Origin of the sequence: Citrobacter sp. MGH103 (genome assembly GCF_001034475.2) — a bacterium.
In the GTDB taxonomy this organism is placed as follows: domain Bacteria; phylum Pseudomonadota; class Gammaproteobacteria; order Enterobacterales; family Enterobacteriaceae; genus Citrobacter; species Citrobacter freundii.
Window position 1 is genome coordinate 1,571,105 of the sequence record NZ_CP073043.1, and the last position, 18,332, is coordinate 1,589,436.

At 52.2% G+C, this 18,332-nt stretch carries 15 protein-coding genes; 12 read left to right on the top strand and 3 right to left on the bottom strand.

The window, feature by feature from the left end; translation table 11 throughout:
- Nucleotides 1–42: 42 nt before the first annotated feature.
- Nucleotides 43–1,245 (bottom strand): acetate kinase, encoded by a 1,203-nt coding sequence (gene ackA / locus SK33_RS07450; RefSeq protein ID WP_048218331.1) that lies wholly within the window; start codon nt 1,243–1,245, stop codon nt 43–45.
- Between the two features lie 339 nt (nt 1,246–1,584).
- On the opposite strand from ackA, the gene yfbV reads away from it, so the two are divergent.
- From yfbV to SK33_RS07470, 4 genes are all read left to right on the top strand, one after another.
- Nucleotides 1,585–2,040 (top strand): terminus macrodomain insulation protein YfbV, encoded by a 456-nt coding sequence (gene yfbV, locus SK33_RS07455; RefSeq protein ID WP_003028087.1) that lies wholly within the window; start codon nt 1,585–1,587, stop codon nt 2,038–2,040.
- Nucleotides 2,041–2,123: 83 nt separating this feature from the next.
- Nucleotides 2,124–2,618, top strand: coding sequence for a YfbU family protein (locus SK33_RS07460; protein ID WP_003028086.1), 495 nt, complete (start codon nt 2,124–2,126; stop codon nt 2,616–2,618).
- Nucleotides 2,611–3,288 (top strand): sugar phosphatase, encoded by a 678-nt coding sequence (locus SK33_RS07465; protein WP_085952518.1) that lies wholly within the window; start codon nt 2,611–2,613, stop codon nt 3,286–3,288. The genes SK33_RS07460 and SK33_RS07465 overlap by 8 nt, the downstream gene beginning before the upstream one ends.
- A 77-nt stretch (nt 3,289–3,365) precedes the next feature.
- The gene (locus SK33_RS07470) at nt 3,366–5,198 is read left to right on the top strand and encodes an SLC13 family permease (protein ID WP_003028084.1); all 1,833 of its coding nucleotides are present in this window, start codon (nt 3,366–3,368) and stop codon (nt 5,196–5,198) included.
- A 100-nt stretch (nt 5,199–5,298) separates the two neighbouring features.
- On the opposite strand, the gene yfbR is transcribed toward SK33_RS07470, so the two are convergent.
- Both yfbR and alaA read right to left on the bottom strand, forming a co-directional pair.
- A complete protein-coding gene (gene yfbR / locus SK33_RS07475; RefSeq protein WP_003028083.1) occupies nt 5,299–5,898 on the bottom strand; it encodes a 5'-deoxynucleotidase in 600 nt (199 codons plus the stop codon).
- Between the two features lie 83 nt (nt 5,899–5,981).
- On the bottom strand, nt 5,982–7,199 hold the full coding sequence (gene alaA, locus SK33_RS07480) for an alanine transaminase AlaA (RefSeq protein ID WP_003028082.1): 1,218 nt from the start codon (nt 7,197–7,199) through the stop codon (nt 5,982–5,984).
- 927 nt (nt 7,200–8,126) lie between these two features.
- On the opposite strand from alaA, the gene lrhA reads away from it, so the two are divergent.
- From lrhA to nuoH, 8 genes are all read left to right on the top strand, one after another.
- Entirely contained in the window at nt 8,127–9,065 is a 939-nt protein-coding gene (gene lrhA / locus SK33_RS07485; protein ID WP_003028079.1) for a transcriptional regulator LrhA, read from the top strand.
- 626 nt (nt 9,066–9,691) lie between these two features.
- Nucleotides 9,692–10,135: an NADH-quinone oxidoreductase subunit NuoA gene (nuoA, locus tag SK33_RS07490; RefSeq protein ID WP_003028077.1), complete on the top strand. Its 444-nt coding sequence runs from the start codon at nt 9,692–9,694 to the stop codon at nt 10,133–10,135.
- A gap of 15 nt (nt 10,136–10,150) precedes the next feature.
- On the top strand, nt 10,151–10,813 hold the full coding sequence (gene nuoB / locus SK33_RS07495; RefSeq protein WP_003028075.1) for an NADH-quinone oxidoreductase subunit NuoB: 663 nt from the start codon (nt 10,151–10,153) through the stop codon (nt 10,811–10,813).
- Between the two features lie 85 nt (nt 10,814–10,898).
- Complete coding sequence (gene nuoC / locus SK33_RS07500; protein WP_003028072.1) at nt 10,899–12,701, top strand: NADH-quinone oxidoreductase subunit C/D; 1,803 nt, start codon at nt 10,899–10,901, stop codon at nt 12,699–12,701.
- Between the two features lie 2 nt (nt 12,702–12,703).
- The gene (gene nuoE / locus SK33_RS07505) at nt 12,704–13,204 is read left to right on the top strand and encodes an NADH-quinone oxidoreductase subunit NuoE (RefSeq protein WP_003028069.1); all 501 of its coding nucleotides are present in this window, start codon (nt 12,704–12,706) and stop codon (nt 13,202–13,204) included.
- On the top strand, nt 13,201–14,538 hold the full coding sequence (gene nuoF, locus SK33_RS07510) for an NADH-quinone oxidoreductase subunit NuoF (RefSeq protein ID WP_003839356.1): 1,338 nt from the start codon (nt 13,201–13,203) through the stop codon (nt 14,536–14,538). Before nuoE ends, nuoF begins: the two co-directional genes overlap by 4 nt.
- Nucleotides 14,539–14,618: 80 nt before the next feature.
- Complete coding sequence (gene nuoG / locus SK33_RS07515; protein ID WP_048218907.1) at nt 14,619–17,345, top strand: NADH-quinone oxidoreductase subunit NuoG; 2,727 nt, start codon at nt 14,619–14,621, stop codon at nt 17,343–17,345.
- Nucleotides 17,342–18,319 carry an NADH-quinone oxidoreductase subunit NuoH gene (gene nuoH, locus SK33_RS07520; protein ID WP_003028063.1) on the top strand — a complete coding sequence of 326 codons (978 nt, stop codon included), beginning with the start codon at nt 17,342–17,344 and terminating at the stop codon, nt 18,317–18,319. The genes nuoG and nuoH overlap by 4 nt, the downstream gene beginning before the upstream one ends.
- Nucleotides 18,320–18,332: the final 13 nt, after the last annotated feature.

Below are 18,332 nucleotides of genomic sequence, written 5' to 3' on the forward strand. Positions count from 1 at the left end.
GGGTTACAAAACAGCACCGCCAGCTAGGCTGGCGGTGTGAAATCAGGCGGTCAGACGGCTCGCGTCTTGCGCGATAACCAGTTCTTCGTTGGTTGGGATAACCACCGCAGGACGGGTACCTTCTTTGTTGATGAAACCAGATTTGCCGAAACGTGCGGCCAGGTTACGTTCGTGGTCTACTTCAAAGCCCAGAACGCCCAGTTTGCCCAGAGACAGTTCACGAACCATCGCGGCGTTTTCACCGATACCACCGGTGAAGACAACGGCATCCAGACGACCATCCATCAGCGCAGTGTAAGAACCGATGTATTTCGCCAGACGGTGGCAGTAAACGTCCATTGCACGTTTAGCGTCTTCTTTAGTCGCGTAGTTATCTTCAACATAGCGGCAGTCGCTGGTGACTTCGGTCAGACCCAGCAGGCCGGACTCTTTGGTCAGCATTTTGTTGATCTGGTCAACGCTCATGCCCAGGGTGTCGTGCAAGTGGAAGATGATCGCCGGGTCGATGTCACCGGAACGCGTACCCATCACCAGACCTTCCAGTGGGGTCAGACCCATGGAGGTATCAACACATTTACCGTTACGGATAGCAGATACAGAACCGCCGTTGCCCAGGTGGCAAGTGATGATGTTCAGCTCATCAACCGGTTTGTTCAGCACTTTAGCCGCTTCCTGAGTGACGAAGAAGTGGCTGGTACCGTGCGCGCCGTAACGACGAACGCCATGTTCTTTGTACAAGCTGTACGGCAGGGCGTAGAGGTAAGATTCTTCCGGCATAGTCTGATGGAACGCGGTGTCGAATACGGCCACGTTTTTGTCTTTCAGATTCGGGAAGGATTTCAGCGCTTCAGCGATACCGATCAGGTGTGCAGGGTTGTGCAGCGGTGCAAAAGAGGCTGCATCTTTGATACCCTGAATAACGGAATCGTCGATAACTACAGAGCCGGTGTATTTTTCGCCGCCGTGAACAACACGGTGACCAATCGCAGTCAGCTGAGCAGACAGTTCTGGTTTTTGTGCCAGAATAGTATTAACGATAAAATTCAGCGCTTCACTGTGAGCGGCGCCTGCACCTAAAGCCGCTTCTTGTTTACCGCCATCCATTTTCCATTTGATACGTGCTTCTGGGAGATGGAAAGATTCGGCTAAACCAGAAAGGTATTCTTCACCGTTTACTGCATCGATGATGGCAAATTTCAGTGAGGAGCTACCGCAGTTCAGAACCAGTACTAACTTACTCGACATGGAAGTACCTATTTATGATACGTGGCTAAAAAAACGTCAGGGAGTCATAGAGCGTAGCGCATGATGACACCGACGTTTATGATTAACATCATGCGCCATGGTCTTTTTGGGCACGATGGAATAAATACCTTTGAGTCTATGTCATTTTGCGTATTTTTCAGCCAATGGCATACTATGTGTCAATTTGACGACTCAATGATTTTGGACTAAAGGCCTTACAGGCCGGCACAGGATACCTGAATGTGGGTATCAAAGACAAAATGTTTTGAACGATGTCCCTTGTAGTTGTTGTTTTGCACAATTTTTTTAATTTTTATATGTGAAGTTGAGGTAACCGCCATGTCGACACCGGATAATCGTTCCGTCAATTTTTTTAGCTTGTTTCGCCGGGGGCAGCACTACGCGAAGACGTGGCCAATGGAAAAGCGCCTCGCGCCCGTGTTTGTAGAGAACCGTGTGATCCGTATGACACGTTACGCAATCCGTTTTATGCCGCCTATCGCCGTCTTCACCTTATGCTGGCAAATTGCGCTAGGGGGACAGTTGGGACCGGCCGTGGCGACTGCGCTGTTTGCGCTCAGCCTGCCGATGCAGGGCATGTGGTGGCTGGGTAAACGTTCCGTAACGCCGCTACCGCCTTCAATACTCAACTGGTTCTACGAAGTTCGAGGTAAATTGCAAGAAGCCGGGCAGGCGCTCTCTCCGGTAGAAGGAAAGCCGGATTACCAGGCGCTGGCTGACACGCTTAAGCGCGCCTTCAAACAACTGGATAAAACTTTCCTTGATGATTTGTAATTGACCCCTGATTACGCATATAAAAGAAGGCACAAGATGCCTTCTTTTTTTTCATCGCAGTAGTAGTGATACAGGAGTCCCAAATGGAAATGACCAACGCTCAACGTCTGATTTTGTCGAATCAGTACAAAATGATGACTATGCTCGACCCAACTAACGCCGAGCGTTATCGTCGTTTGCAGACGATTATTGAACGCGGTTACGGCTTGCAGATGCGTGAGCTGGATCGTGAGTTTGGTGAACTGACGGAAGAAACCTGTCGTACGATTATCGATATTATGGAGATGTATCACGCATTACATGTGTCCTGGACTAATCTTAAGGATGCACAGGCTATTGATGAGCGCCGCGTGACTTTCCTCGGTTTTGACGCCGCAACGGAAGCCCGTTTCCTCGGATACGTTCGCTTTATGGTGAATGTGGAAGGTCGCTATACCCACTTTGATGCGGGTACGCATGGCTTCAACGCCCAGACCCCGATGTGGGAAAAATATCAGCGTATGTTGAATGTCTGGCACTCTTGCCCGCGCCAGTATCACCTGAGCGCGAATGAAATTAACCAAATCATTAATGCCTGAGGGGGCGAGCGTGCAGTGCAAAGGTTTTCTGTTTGATCTGGATGGAACGCTGGTCGATTCCTTACCCGCAGTAGAGCGTGCGTGGTGCAACTGGGCCGATCGTTTTGGCCTCGATCACGCCGAGGTGCTCGGCTTTATTCATGGCAAGCAGGCCATTACCTCCCTGCGACACTTTATGGTGGGCAAATCTGAGGCAGAGATCGCCGCGGAGTTTACCCGTCTGGAGCAGATCGAAGCGACAGAAACCGCCGGGATCACTGCGCTGCCTGGGGCTGTTGATTTACTCAACCATCTCAATAAAGCGGGTATTCCATGGGCGATTGTGACCTCAGGCTCTATGCCGGTCGCACGGGCGCGCCATCGTGTTGCTGGGCTTCCTGCTCCTGAAGTGTTTGTCACCGCCGAGCGGGTAAAAAGAGGGAAACCAGAGCCAGACGCGTATCTGTTAGGCGCTCAGCTTCTGGGCCTGGCGCCGCAGGAATGTGCCGTGGTGGAAGATGCCCCCGCCGGGGTGCTTTCAGGACTGGCAGCTGGGTGTCATGTCATCGCGGTCAACGCGCCAACTGATACGCCGCGTCTGGACGAGGTTGATTTTTCGCTGACCAGTCTGGAACATATTTCTGTGACCAAACAACCCAACGGAAATGTGGTCGTTATAAGAAATACCTGATCATGATTTAGCCCCAGATTGTTGGGGCTTTTTTATGGCAGAATCAGTCCATCCCTCTCATTTAACAAGGATATGTTGTGAACGGTGAATTGATATGGGTTCTCTCATTGCTGGCGATTGCCGTCGTCTTGTTTGCAACTGGCAGAGTGCGTATGGACGCGATCGCTTTGCTGGTCATTATTGCCTTTGTTCTGAGTGGAACATTGAGCATCACAGAGGCTTTTTCAGGGTTCAGCGATCCTAACGTTATTTTGATAGCGGCTTTATTCATTATCGGTGACGGCCTCGTGCGTACCGGTGTGGCGACAGTAATGGGCGCCTGGCTGGTGAAGGTCGCCGGTAGCAGTGAAGTCAAAATGCTGGTGTTGCTGATGATAACCGTAGCTGGTCTCGGTGCATTCATGAGTTCGACCGGTGTGGTCGCCATCTTTATTCCGGTTGTCTTAAGTGTTTCCATGCGCATGGAAATTTCCCCTTCACGCCTGATGATGCCGCTAAGTTTTGCCGGCTTGATAAGCGGCATGATGACGCTGGTGGCAACGCCGCCAAACCTGGTCGTCAACAGTGAACTGTTACGTGAAGGACTTAATGGTTTTAGCTTTTTTAGCGTAACCCCACTGGGATTGGTGGTGTTGGTACTTGGCATAATTTATATGCTGGTGATGCGTTTTATGCTGAAGGGTGAAGACTCCGGGCAGCCGGGCGACGGCTGGAAGCGCCGGACCTTTCGCGATCTGATTAAAGAATATCGCCTGACCGGGCGCGCGCGTCGCCTGGCGATTCGCCCGGGTTCTCCTATGATAGGCCAGCGTCTGGACGACCTGAAACTGCGTGAGCGCTACGGGGCAAACGTGATTGGCGTGGAGCGCTGGCGTCGCTTTCGTCGCGTGATCGTTGACGTAAACGGGGTTTCTGAGTTTCGTGCTCGTGACGTATTGCTGATTGATATGTCTGCGGCCGATGTCGACCTGCGTGAATTTTGCGCTGAGCAACTGTTGGAACCGATGGTGCTGCGTGGAGAATACTTCTCCGAGCAGGCGCTTGATGTGGGCATGGCCGAAATCTCTCTGATCCCTGAGTCGGAATTGATCGGCAAAACGGTACGGGAAATCGCTTTTCGTACGCGTTACGGGCTGAATGTCGTTGGGCTGAAGCGCGATGGTACGGCGCTGGCCGGGGCGGTGGTTGATGAGCCGCTGTTGATGGGCGATATCATTTTAGTGGTGGGCAACTGGAAGCTGATCACGCTGCTTGGACAAAAAGGGCGCGATTTTGTGGTGCTAAATATGCCTGTGGAAGTCAGTGAAGCTTCTCCGGCGCACAGCCAGGCGCCGCATGCGATTTTCTGTCTGGTACTGATGGTCGCGTTAATGCTCACAGATGAAATCCCTAATACGGTTGCCGCGATTATCGCTTGTTTGCTGATGGGAAAATTCCGCTGCATCGATGCCGAAAGCGCCTACAAAGCCATTCACTGGCCAAGCATTATTTTGATTGTCGGGATGATGCCTTTTGCGCTGGCATTACAGAAAACGGGCGGCGTCGATCTGGTGGTGAAAGGGCTAATGGACGTTGGTGGTGGGTACGGCCCGTATATGATGCTGGGCTGCCTGTTCGTGCTGTGCGCGACCATTGGGTTATTTATCTCTAACACCGCGACGGCGGTACTGATGGCGCCGATTGCGCTGGCGGCGGCAAAGTCGATGGGCGTTTCGCCGTATCCGTTTGCGATGGTGATTGCGATGGCGGCTTCCGCAGCCTTTATGACGCCAGTGTCTTCACCGGTAAACACACTGGTGCTCGGGCCGGGTAACTACAGCTTTAGCGACTTCGTGAAGATTGGCGTACCGTTTACGGTGATTGTCATGGCAGTGTGCGTGGTGATGATCCCGATGCTGTTCCCGTTTTGACCGCCGCAGTAAACGCCTGATGGCGCTGCGCTTATCAGGCCTACGGATATCACGTTACCTGTAGGCCGGATAAGGCGTTAGACGCATCCGGCAAAATCGTTTAAAGCGGTGAATCCTGGCTGATTTCATCTAATGAAAGGTGAAAGCTTGGGACAAACACGTCCATAAAGTAGTCCATCTCTTCGCTGCGTCGTGACTCCAGCGTTTTTTCCAGACGTGTTTTCGCCAGCAGAAATTCGTTGTTACCGGCGGAGAGTTCTTCCAGGCACTTCAGATACGCGCACAGGGCATCGGCCTGTTTAACAATCGATCTTTCTTCTTCACTTAAGGCATGTTCATCAATGAGCGGTGCAAAAATATCGCGTAACTCATCGGGAACCATATCGACCAGTTTTTGCTGGGCAATTTTCTCTATCGCTTTATATTCCTGAGCAATCTGCGAGTTGAAATATTTCACTGGGGTAGGGAGATCGCCGGTTAACACCTCTGACGCATCGTGATACATCGCCAGCAGGGCAATACGCTCAGCATTTACCTGACCACCAAATTTACGGTTTTTGATCGCGGCCAGCGCATGAGCAACCATAGCAACCTGCAGACTGTGTTCGGACACGTTTTCGGTGCGCACGTTGCGCATCAGCGGCCAGCGGTTAATGAGTTTCAGACGGGAGAGGTGGGCAAAAAAGTGGCTCTGCTTCATAACGACCCTTACTCAGTGACTTCAGTAACGGTATTTTGCGCAGAGAGTGCTACCGGATGCAAACCCGGTAGCACTTTGCGTGGTTACAGCTGGCGATACCCTGACAGGAAACGCTCAAATTTACTCAACGACATTTCGATATCATCAATTCGCGGCAGCGTAACGATGCGGAAATGATCCGGCCACGGCCAGTTGAATGCCGTCCCCTGGACCAGCAGTACTTTTTCCTGCAACAGGAAGTCGAGCACCATCTTCTGGTCGTCATGAATATTGAAGCGCTTGGCGTCAATTTTCGGGAACATATACAGTGCACCGCGCGGTTTTACGCAAGAGACGCCAGGAATATCATTGAGCAGTTCCCAGGCGCGGTTACGTTGCTCATACAGACGTCCGCCAGGCATGATGAATTCGCTGATGCTCTGATATCCGCCCAGCGCGGTCTGAATGGCATGTTGTGCAGGGACGTTCGCACACAGGCGCATAGAAGCCAGCATCTCAAGGCCTTCGATATACCCTTTGGCATGTTTCTTCGGTCCGTTCAGTACCATCCAGCCCTGACGGAAACCGGCAACACGATAGGTTTTTGACAGGCCGTTAAAGGTAATAGTCAGCAGATCCGGGGCCATTGCCGCTATCGAGTGGTGCTCGGCGTCATCGTAGAGAATTTTGTCGTAAATCTCATCTGCAAAGATGATGAGGTTGTTCTGGCGAGCAATCTCAACAATCTCCATCAGCAGCTCTTTAGAATAAACAGCGCCGGTTGGGTTGTTGGGGTTGATGATGACGATCCCACGCGTACGCGGCGTAATTTTGGCGCGGATATCGTCCAGGTCCGGGAACCAGTCTGATGATTCATCACACAGGTAGTGCACGGCATTACCACCAGAGAGCGAAACCGCCGCCGTCCACAGTGGATAATCAGGTGCAGGAACCAGCATTTCGTCCCCACTGTTCAGCAATGCCTGCATGGCCTGCACAATCAATTCGGATACGCCGTTACCGATATAGATATCTTCTACGGTTACATCGCGCATCCCGCGGGCCTGGTAATGCTGCATGATTGCTTTGCGGGCTGAATAAAGGCCTTTGGAATCGCAATATCCTTGCGCAGTTGGCAAATTGCGGATCACATCCACTAAAATTTCATCTGGTGCTTCAAACCCGAAAGGCGCAGGGTTGCCGATGTTCAGTTTCAGAACTTTGTTGCCTTCTTCTTCCAGGCGCTTTGCTTCCTTCAGAACCGGGCCGCGAATGTCATAACAGACGTTTTCTAATTTGCTGGATTTTTCAATGGGGGACATGAACGTTGACCTTTTTAGCTGTGAATGCCACTCCCTGCCGTGGAAGTCAGCCCAGCACAATGTACTCCCACGACGGTGAGTTTTGAAGGGTCTTTAGTAGAAGATTTTGGAAAGCAGGAGGACAATAATTAACTTTTAATAACTAAATTATGCAATTATTACAGTGCAATAATCTGGATTGTTGTGTTTTTTATGATTTATATTTTGCTTTGTTGGCTTTGGTATGGTGATTTGTCTGGTCGAAAAAAGTTAGCCCTATAAAACAAAATGCAGCCGATATCTGTGCGATACGGCGGGATTCGAAAATACTGAGGTTTCATCCACGAATTCTGTTATCGGTCTGATCCCTACGTGACGCGGTGTGAATCCATTGTTAAGCATAATTAATGAATTGAGAGATTCTTAATTAATTATTATTTATTATTTAAACGACATCAAATTGAGTGGACTAATAATACGAAAACCGTTGCACTGACATAACACCAATTCGCCCGGAATTATTCGCAATAACACTTATAAATATAGTGGTTTTAGGTTAAGATAACTCCTATGAAATGGTGTGTAGTACGAGTTTTACGATAATTCAAATGTTTGTTGGTTGTTCATAACATACTGAAAAGTTAGTTTTTAATGTGTAAATTATTGTTCGTTAACTATTTTTTAAATTTACAAAATTTACATGTTTTCCATTAGTCAGAATCATCCGGCAGCTAAAAATACGGCTCTTTCTCGTTGCTATATTCCGATGAATATCACGGGTTTTAAAATAGCTCAGAAAGAGCATTGTTTCGTTTGTTAAACCAAATACATCCTTATTTTCACTTGGTTACACTAAGCGAAACTGAAGGGAGGCACATTACAAATGGAGTTGTTTGATTCTGAATGCACAGCATTAACCCGGTATGACCCGCGAGTAAGTGAAAAACTATGATAAATGCAAATCGTCCGATAATTAACCTCGACCTCGATCTGCTGAGAACCTTTGTTGCTGTTGCCGACCTAAATACCTTCGCGGCTGCGGCAGCTGCAGTATGTCGAACTCAGTCTGCGGTAAGTCAGCAAATGCAGCGCCTTGAGCAACTTGTGGGGAAAGAGTTGTTCGCGCGTCATGGACGCAACAAACTGCTGACCGAACATGGTATCCAACTGTTGGGTTACGCCAGGAAAATACTGCGATTCAATGATGAGGCATGCTCATCATTGATGTTTAACAATCTTCAGGGGGTGTTAACTATCGGTGCTTCTGATGAATCCGCCGACACCATACTCCCATTTCTGCTTAACCGCATTAGTTCGGTTTATCCGAAACTTGCCCTTGATGTAAGAGTGAAACGCAATGCTTACATGGTGGAGATGCTTAAGTCGCAAGAAGTGGATTTAGTGGTAACCACGAATCGCCCTGACGATTTTGAATGCCTGAATTTGCGGACTTCACCGACGCACTGGTATTGCGCAGCCGAATATATCCTGCAAAAAGGCGAACCCGTGCCGTTAGTTCTGCTGGACGATCCCAGCCCGTTTCGCGATATCGTGCTGGCGACGTTGAATGCCGCACAGATCCCGTGGCGTCTGGCTTATGTCGCTTCAACATTACCTGCGGTCCGCGCGGCGGTAAAAGCAGGGCTTGGCGTTACTGCGCGTCCTGTAGAAATGATGAGCCCGGATTTACGCGTACTGGGTGCGGCGGACGGATTACCACCTCTGCCTGATACCGAGTATCTGTTGTGCAGCGATCCGGCCACGCAAAATGAATTAGCTCAGGCTATCTTTAAGTCGATGCAGACATATCAAAATCCTTGGCAATACAATCAGTTTACCCCTGAAGGGGGAGATGACTCGCTGATTGTTGAAGGCGACTTTGAGTAAAGCGTCACAAAAAACGTTTAAAAATGTAAGTGTAAAAAAGAGCCACTGATGATGAAAAAACATCCAGCGGCTCTTTTTTTATGCAAATATTACTGCTTTCTGTTCATTCATATACTAAAACTTAACAAAATCAGCAGGTAAAAAAACAGACTGACAATAGGGTGAAAAATAATCAGCCGCGTTGCTAAATGTTTCCATGTTAAAAAACTAGAGAAATTGTTGCTGTTTTTTATGGTGAATTAACAAAAGCGTGTCACAGATCAAGAAAATACTCCCATTTAGGGGGAGGCATCTGGGTGAATTCCTGTCAAAATAGACGTGTATTATCTTTTTTACTTCACTACGGACACGATTCAACAACATTAAAAATGACCGATGATGCAATCGAAATGGGTCTAAAGAGCACTTTATGTTAATGAAGTTGGATTAGTGTAAAATAATGTGAGGAAACTTTTGTTAAAGTTGACAAAAGGTTATAGAAAGGAGTAAAAAACCCCATCAATTAGCTGTATAAAATGATTTTTCACAGTGATTGTAAGGTTTTTTTTATTCCTCCCCATGAATCGATGTGGCGTTCATCTGCCGAAAAGAGCAGAGAATTTGGCGCTACTTTTGATGAGTAAGCAATGAGTATGTCAACATCCACTGAAATCATCGCTCATCACTGGGCATTCGCTATCTTTCTTATCGTTGCCATTGGCCTGTGTTGCCTGATGCTCGTCGGCGGCTGGTTTTTAGGGGGTCGCGCACGCGCGAGATCTAAAAACGTGCCGTTTGAATCAGGTATCGACTCGGTCGGCACCGCCCGCCTGCGCCTGTCTGCCAAGTTTTATCTGGTAGCCATGTTCTTCGTTATCTTCGACGTTGAAGCGCTGTATCTGTTCGCATGGTCAACTTCTATCCGTGAAAGCGGTTGGATTGGCTTTGTGGAAGCTGCAATTTTTATTTTTGTGTTACTGGCAGGTCTGGTTTATCTGGTGCGTATTGGCGCGCTGGACTGGACGCCCGCGCGTTCACGCCGCGAGCGTATGAACCCGGAAACGAACAGTATCGCTAATCGTCAACGCTAACCGCGAGGCATTAAGATGGATTATACGCTCACCCGCATAGATCCTAACGGTGAGAACGACCGTTACCCCCTGCAAAAACAGGAGATCGTAACCGACCCCCTGGAACAAGAAGTTAACAAAAACGTGTTCATGGGCAAACTGCATGACATGGTTAACTGGGGCCGTAAAAACTCAATTTGGCCATATAACTTTGGCCTTTCCTGCTGCTACGTTGAGATGGTGACCTCGTTTACCGCCGTGCACGATGTGGCCCGTTTTGGTGCGGAAGTACTGCGTGCATCGCCGCGTCAGGCTGACCTGATGGTCGTAGCCGGAACCTGCTTTACCAAAATGGCGCCAGTTATTCAGCGCCTCTACGATCAGATGCTGGAACCGAAATGGGTTATTTCCATGGGCGCATGCGCCAACTCCGGCGGGATGTACGACATCTATTCTGTGGTGCAGGGCGTTGATAAATTTATTCCGGTCGATGTGTACATCCCGGGATGTCCGCCGCGCCCAGAAGCGTATATGCAGGCTCTGATGCTGCTGCAAGATTCCATTGGCAAAGAACGCCGTCCGCTCTCCTGGGTGGTTGGCGATCAGGGCGTTTATCGCGCCAATATGCAGTCAGAACGCGAGCGTAAACGCGGCGAACGTATTGCTGTAACGAATCTTCGTACACCAGACGAGATTTAATTTGCGCCTGTCGGCAGCAGCACTTCCTTCGCTTATCACTACATAAATAGCGCGAAGCACTGCCGACCACCACGGACCATTTGCAATGGTGAACAATATGACCGACTTAACCGCGCAAGACGCCGCATGGCAAACACGGGATCACCTTGATGACCCGGTCATTGGCGAACTGCGCAACCGTTTTGGGCCGGATGCCTTTACCGTTCAGGCGACTCGCACCGGGGTACCCGTTGTTTGGGTCAAGCGTGAACAATTACTGGAAGTTGGCGATTTCTTAAAGAGACTGCCGAAACCTTACGTCATGCTGTTTGACTTACACGGCATGGACGAACGTCTGCGTACGCACCGCGAAGGGTTACCCGCCGCGGATTTTTCCGTTTTCTATCACCTGATCTCCATTGAACGCAATCGCGATATCATGCTCAAGGTGGCTTTGTCTGAAAACGATCTGCGCGTACCGACTTTCACCAAACTGTTCCCGAACGCCAACTGGTATGAGCGTGAAACCTGGGAAATGTTTGGCATCGACATCGAAGGTCACCCGCACCTGACGCGTCTGCTGATGCCGCATACCTGGGAAGGCCATCCGCTGCGTAAAGACTACCCGGCGCGTGCAACCGAATTCGACCCGTTTGAGCTGACTAAAGCCAAACAGGATCTGGAAATGGAAGCGCTGACCTTCAAACCTGAAGATTGGGGCATGAAGCGTAGCACCGAAAACGAGGACTTCATGTTCCTCAACCTCGGTCCTAACCACCCGTCTTCCCACGGTGCGTTCCGTATTGTGCTGCAGCTTGATGGCGAAGAAATCGTCGACTGCGTACCTGACATCGGCTACCACCACCGTGGCGCTGAAAAGATGGGCGAACGTCAGTCCTGGCACAGCTACATTCCGTACACCGACCGTATCGAGTACCTCGGCGGCTGCGTTAACGAAATGCCTTACGTACTGGCGGTTGAGAAACTGGCAGGCATCACCACGCCGGATCGCGTCAACGTGATTCGTGTCATGCTGTCTGAACTATTCCGTATCAACAGCCACCTGCTGTACATCTCCACGTTCATTCAGGACGTCGGCGCGATGACCCCGGTATTCTTCGCCTTTACCGACCGTCAGAAAATCTACGACGTCGTGGAAGCGATCACCGGTTTCCGTATGCACCCGGCCTGGTTCCGTATCGGCGGTGTGGCACACGATCTGCCGCGCGGTTGGGACAAACTGCTGCGTGATTTCCTCGACTGGATGCCAAAACGTCTGGATTCTTACGAGAAAGCCGCGCTGCGTAACACCATCCTGAAAGGCCGTTCGCAGGGTGTTGCCGCTTACGGTAAGAAAGAAGCGCTGGACTGGGGTTGTACCGGTGCTGCGCTGCGTGCGACCGGTATTGATTTCGACGTGCGTAAAGCGCGTCCGTACTCTGGTTATGAAAACTTTGACTTTGAGGTCCCGGTTGGCGGCGGTGTGTCCGACTGCTATACCCGCGTGATGCTGAAAGTTGAAGAGCTGCGCCAGAGTCTGCGCATCCTTGAGCAGTGCCTCAATAACATGCCGGAAGGCCCGTTCAAAGCGGATCACCCGCTGACGACGCCGCCACCGAAAGAGCGCACGCTGCAACATATCGAAACCCTTATCACCCACTTCCTGCAGGTTTCGTGGGGTCCGGTTATGCCGGCAAACGAGTCCTTCCAGATGGTGGAAGCGACCAAGGGTATCAACAGTTACTACCTGACCAGCGATGGCAGCACCATGAGTTACCGTACCCGTATCCGTACCCCGAGCTATGCGCACCTGCAGCAGATCCCGGTAGCGGTACGTGGCAGCCTGGTGTCCGACCTAATCGTCCATCTGGGTAGTATCGATTTTGTTATGTCAGATGTGGACCGCTAATTATGCACGAGAATCAACAACCACAAACCGAGGCTTTTGAGCTGAGTGCGGCTGAGCGTGAAGCGATTGAGCACGAGAAGCACCACTACGAAGACCCGCGTGCGGCGTCCATTGAAGCGCTGAAAATCGTTCAGAAACAGCGTGGCTGGGTGCCGGATGGGGCGATCTATGCGATCGCTGATGTGCTGGGTATTCCGGCAAGCGACGTAGAAGGTGTTGCTACGTTTTATAGCCAGATCTTCCGCCAGCCGGTAGGTCGCCACGTGATCCGCTATTGCGACAGCGTGGTGTGCCATATCAACGGCTACCAGGGGATCCAGGCCGCGCTTGAGAAAAAACTCAACATCAAGCCGGGGCAGACGACTTTTGATGGTCGCTTTACGCTGCTGCCGACCTGTTGCCTGGGGAACTGCGACAAAGGGCCAAACATGATGATCGATGAGGATACTCACGCTCATCTGACCCCGGAAGGCATTCCCGAACTGCTGGAGCGGTATAAATGAAAGACATTATCCGTACTCCCGAAACCCATCCGCTGACCTGGCGTCTGCGTGATGACAAACAGCCGGTCTGGCTGGACGAATACCGTAGCAAGAACGGCTACGAAGGTGCGCGTAAGGCCCTGACCGGGCTGTCACCGGACGAAATCGTTAATCAGGTAAAAGACGCTGGCCTGAAAGGGCGCGGAGGCGCGGGCTTTTCCACCGGTCTGAAGTGGAGCCTGATGCCGAAAGACGAATCCATGAACATCCGTTACCTGCTGTGTAACGCCGATGAAATGGAGCCGGGCACCTATAAAGACCGTCTGCTGATGGAACAGCTGCCGCACCTGCTGGTGGAAGGCATGCTGATTTCCGCGTTTGCGCTGAAAGCGTACCGTGGTTACATCTTCCTGCGCGGTGAATATATCGAAGCAGCCGTGCATCTGCGTCGCGCTATCGCCGAAGCGACCGAAGCCGGTCTGCTTGGCAAAAACATTATGGGCACCGGTTTCGACTTCGAACTGTTTGTCCACACTGGGGCAGGGCGTTACATCTGCGGTGAAGAAACCGCGCTGATCAACTCCCTCGAAGGTCGCCGTGCTAACCCACGCTCCAAGCCGCCGTTCCCGGCAAGCTCTGGCGCATGGGGTAAGCCGACCTGCGTAAACAACGTCGAAACCCTGTGTAACGTACCGGCTATCCTCGCGAACGGCGTGGAGTGGTACCAGAACATTTCGAAGAGCAAAGACGCGGGCACCAAGCTGATGGGCTTCTCCGGTCGTGTGAAGAACCCTGGCCTGTGGGAACTGCCTTTCGGTACTACCGCGCGTGAGATCCTCGAAGATTACGCGGGCGGCATGCGCGATGGCCTGAAGTTCAAAGCCTGGCAACCTGGCGGCGCGGGGACTGACTTCCTGACCGAAGCACACCTCGATCTGCCGATGGAATTCGAAAGCATTGGTAAAGCAGGTAGCCGTTTGGGCACCGCGCTGGCAATGGCTGTCGATCACGAGATTGGCATGGTTCCTCTGGTGCGTAACCTCGAAGAGTTCTTTGCCCGCGAGTCCTGTGGCTGGTGTACGCCGTGCCGTGATGGTCTGCCGTGGAGTGTGAAAATTCTGCGCGCGCTTGAGCGTGGCGAAGGCCAGCCTGGGGATATCGAGACACTTGAGCAACTGTGTCGTTTCCTCGGCCCGGGTAAAACCTTCTGTGCACACGCACCGGGTGCAGTGGAACCGCTGCAGAGCGCCATTAAATATTTCCGCGAAGAATTCGAAGCTGGCATCAAGCAGACCTTCAGCAATACCCACGCTATTGGTGGTATTCAGCCGAACCTGCTGAAAGAGCGCTGGTGATCACAGGGTTAGCCCTGTGTCGCGATAAGAAATTCGATTAACGCTCGGTTACGACCGAGCCAACTGGAAGCATGCTGACTATGGCTACGATTCATGTAGACGGCAAAGAATATGAGGTCAACGGAGCGGACAACCTGCTGGAAGCTTGTCTGTCTCTTGGCCTTGATATTCCGTACTTTTGCTGGCACCCGGCGCTGGGAAGCGTCGGTGCTTGCCGCCAGTGTGCGGTGAAGCAATATCAGAACGCGGAAGACACGCGTGGTCGCCTGGTGATGTCTTGTATGACACCGGCCACCGAAGGCACCTTTATTTCTATTGATGACGAAGAAGCGAAGCAGTTCCGCGAAAGCGTCGTGGAGTGGTTGATGACTAACCACCCGCACGACTGTCCGGTCTGTGAAGAGGGCGGCAACTGCCACCTGCAGGATATGACCGTCATGACCGGTCACAGCTTCCGTCGCTACCGCTTCACGAAGCGTACTCACCGTAACCAGGACCTGGGGCCGTTCATCTCTCACGAAATGAACCGCTGCATCGCCTGCTATCGCTGTGTACGTTACTACAAAGATTACGCCGATGGTGCGGATCTGGGCGTGTATGGCGCACATGACAACGTCTACTTCGGTCGTCCGGAAGACGGTACGCTCGAAAGCGAATTCTCTGGCAACCTGGTTGAAATTTGTCCAACCGGCGTCTTCACCGATAAAACGCACTCCGAGCGTTATAACCGTAAATGGGACATGCAGTTTGCGCCGAGCATCTGCCAGCAGTGTTCCATCGGCTGTAACACCAGCCCGGGCGAGCGCTACGGTGAACTGCGTCGTATCGAAAACCGTTATAACGGTACCGTTAACCACTACTTCCTCTGTGACCGTGGTCGTTTCGGCTATGGTTACGTGAACCTGAAAGACCGTCCGCGTCAGCCGGTACAGCGTCGTGGCGATGACCTGATCACGCTGAACGCCGAGCAGGCGATGCAGGGCGCGGCAGATATTCTGCGTCAGTCGAAGAAAGTGATTGGTATCGGCTCCCCGCGCGCCAGCGTTGAAAGTAACTTCGCGCTGCGTGAACTGGTCGGTGCGGATAACTTCTATACCGGTATCGCTCAGGGCGAACTGGATCGTCTGCAACTGGCGTTGAGCGTACTGCGTGACGGCGGGATTCATACTCCGGCACTGCGCGAAATCGAATCTTATGATGCGGTTCTGGTGCTGGGCGAAGATGTCACCCAGACCGGCGCACGCGTTGCGCTGGCGGTGCGTCAGGCGGTGAAAGGTAAAGCGCGTGAAATGGCGGCGGCACAGAAAGTGGCTGACTGGCAGATCGCAGCAATCCTTAATATCGGCCAGCGTGCTAAGCATCCGCTATTCGTTACCAACGTCGATAACACCCGTCTGGACGATATCGCCGCTTGGACCTATCGTGCACCGGTTGAAGATCAGGCGCGTTTAGGTTTCGCTATCGCCCACGCGCTGGATAACAACGCGCCGGCGGTTGACGGTATCGACCGTGACCTGCAGAACAAAATTGACGTTATCGTTCAGGCACTAGCCGGGGCGAAGAAACCACTGATTATTTCCGGCACCAACGCCGGTAGCGCCGAAGTGATTCAGGCGGCTGCCAACGTGGCGAAGGCGCTGAAAGGCCGTGGCGCAGACGTTGGCATCACCATGATTGCTCGCTCGGTTAACAGCATGGGCCTCGGCATGATTGGCGGTGGTTCCCTTGACGATGCGCTGACCGAGCTGGAAACAGGCCGCGCTGACGCTGTTGTGGTGCTGGAAAATGACCTGCATCGCCATGCTTCAGCCGCTCGCGTTGATGCCGCGCTGGCGAAAGCGCCGCTGGTACTGGTCGTTGACCATCAGCGTACGGCAATTATGGAAAACGCCCATCTGGTGCTTTCCGCTGCAAGCTTCGCCGAAAGCGATGGTACGGTGATTAACAACGAAGGCCGCGCCCAGCGTTTCTTCCAGGTTTATGACCCATCCTACTACGACAGCAACACCGTAATGCTGGAAAGCTGGCGCTGGCTGCACTCGCTGCACAGCACCGTGCAGAGCCGTGAAGTGGACTGGACGCAGCTCGACCACGTTATCGACGCGGTCGTTGAGAAGTTGCCGCAGCTGGCGGGCATTAAAGATGCCGCGCCGGACGCAAGCTTCCGTATCCGTGGACAGAAGCTGGCGCGTGAACCGCACCGCTACAGTGGGCGTACCGCAATGCGCGCCAACATCAGCGTACACGAACCGCGTCAACCGCAGGACAAAGACACCATGTTCGCTTTCTCTATGGAAGGGAACAACCAGCCGTCTGCACCGCGTTCACAAATTCCGTTTGCCTGGGCTCCGGGTTGGAACTCCCCACAGGCGTGGAACAAGTTCCAGGATGAAGTGGGCGGTAAACTGCGTCATGGCGATCCGGGCGTGCGCCTGATCGAAGCTTCTGCGGGGAATATGGAGTACTTCACAACCGTTCCGGCGAGCTTCCAGGCTCAGGAAGGTCAGTGGCGTATTGCGCCTTACTATCACCTGTTTGGTAGTGATGAAATGTCCCAGCGTGCGCCGGTCTTCCAGACCCGTATGCCGCAGCCGTACATCAAACTCAACCCGGCTGATGCCGCGAAGTTGGGTGTTAATGCCGGTACGCGCGTTTCTTTCAGCTACGATGGCAACACGGTTACGCTGCCGGTTGAAATCGCTGAAGGATTAACGGCAGGGCAGGTTGGTTTACCGATGGGCATGCCTGGCATCGCGCCGGTTCTGGCAGGTGCGCGTCTTGAGGATCTGCAGGAGGCACAACAATGAGTTGGATTACACCCGATCTGATTGAGATCCTGCTGAGCATTCTCAAAGCGGTGGTGATCCTGCTGGTGGTGGTCACCTGCGGGGCATTCATGAGCTTTGGCGAACGTCGTCTGCTGGGTCTGTTCCAGAACCGTTACGGACCGAACCGTGTTGGCTGGGGCGGTTCGCTCCAGCTGGTTGCGGACATGATCAAGATGTTCTTTAAAGAAGACTGGATCCCGAAATTCTCGGATCGCGTCATCTTTACCCTGGCACCGATGATCGCCTTCACCTCGCTGCTGCTGGCTTTCGCCATCGTGCCAGTGAGTCCGAACTGGGTGGTTGCTGACCTGAACATCGGGATCCTGTTCTTCCTGATGATGGCGGGCCTCGCGGTATACGCGGTGCTGTTCGCCGGCTGGTCCAGTAACAACAAATACTCCCTGCTCGGTGCGATGCGTGCGTCTGCGCAGACCCTGAGCTACGAAGTGTTCCTCGGACTTTCCCTGATGGGCGTGGTGGCGCAGGCCGGTTCATTTAACATGACCGACATCGTCAACAACCAGGCTGATATCTGGAACGTTATTCCGCAGTTCTTTGGTTTTGTCACCTTTGCCATCGCGGGCGTGGCGGTGTGTCACCGTCACCCGTTTGACCAGCCAGAAGCCGAGCAGGAACTGGCCGACGGTTACCACATTGAATATTCCGGTATGAAATTCGGTCTGTTCTTCGTGGGTGAGTACATCGGTATCGTCACCATTTCTGCGCTGATGGTTACCCTGTTCTTCGGTGGCTGGCATGGCCCGTTCTTACCGCCATTCGTCTGGTTCGCGCTGAAAACCGCGTTCTTCATGATGATGTTCATTTTGATTCGTGCGTCGTTACCGCGTCCTCGTTATGACCAGGTAATGTCCTTCGGCTGGAAAGTCTGTCTGCCGCTGACGCTCGTCAACTTGCTGGTAACGGCGGCTGTCATTCTCTGGCAGGCGCAATAAGGGACACAAAGAC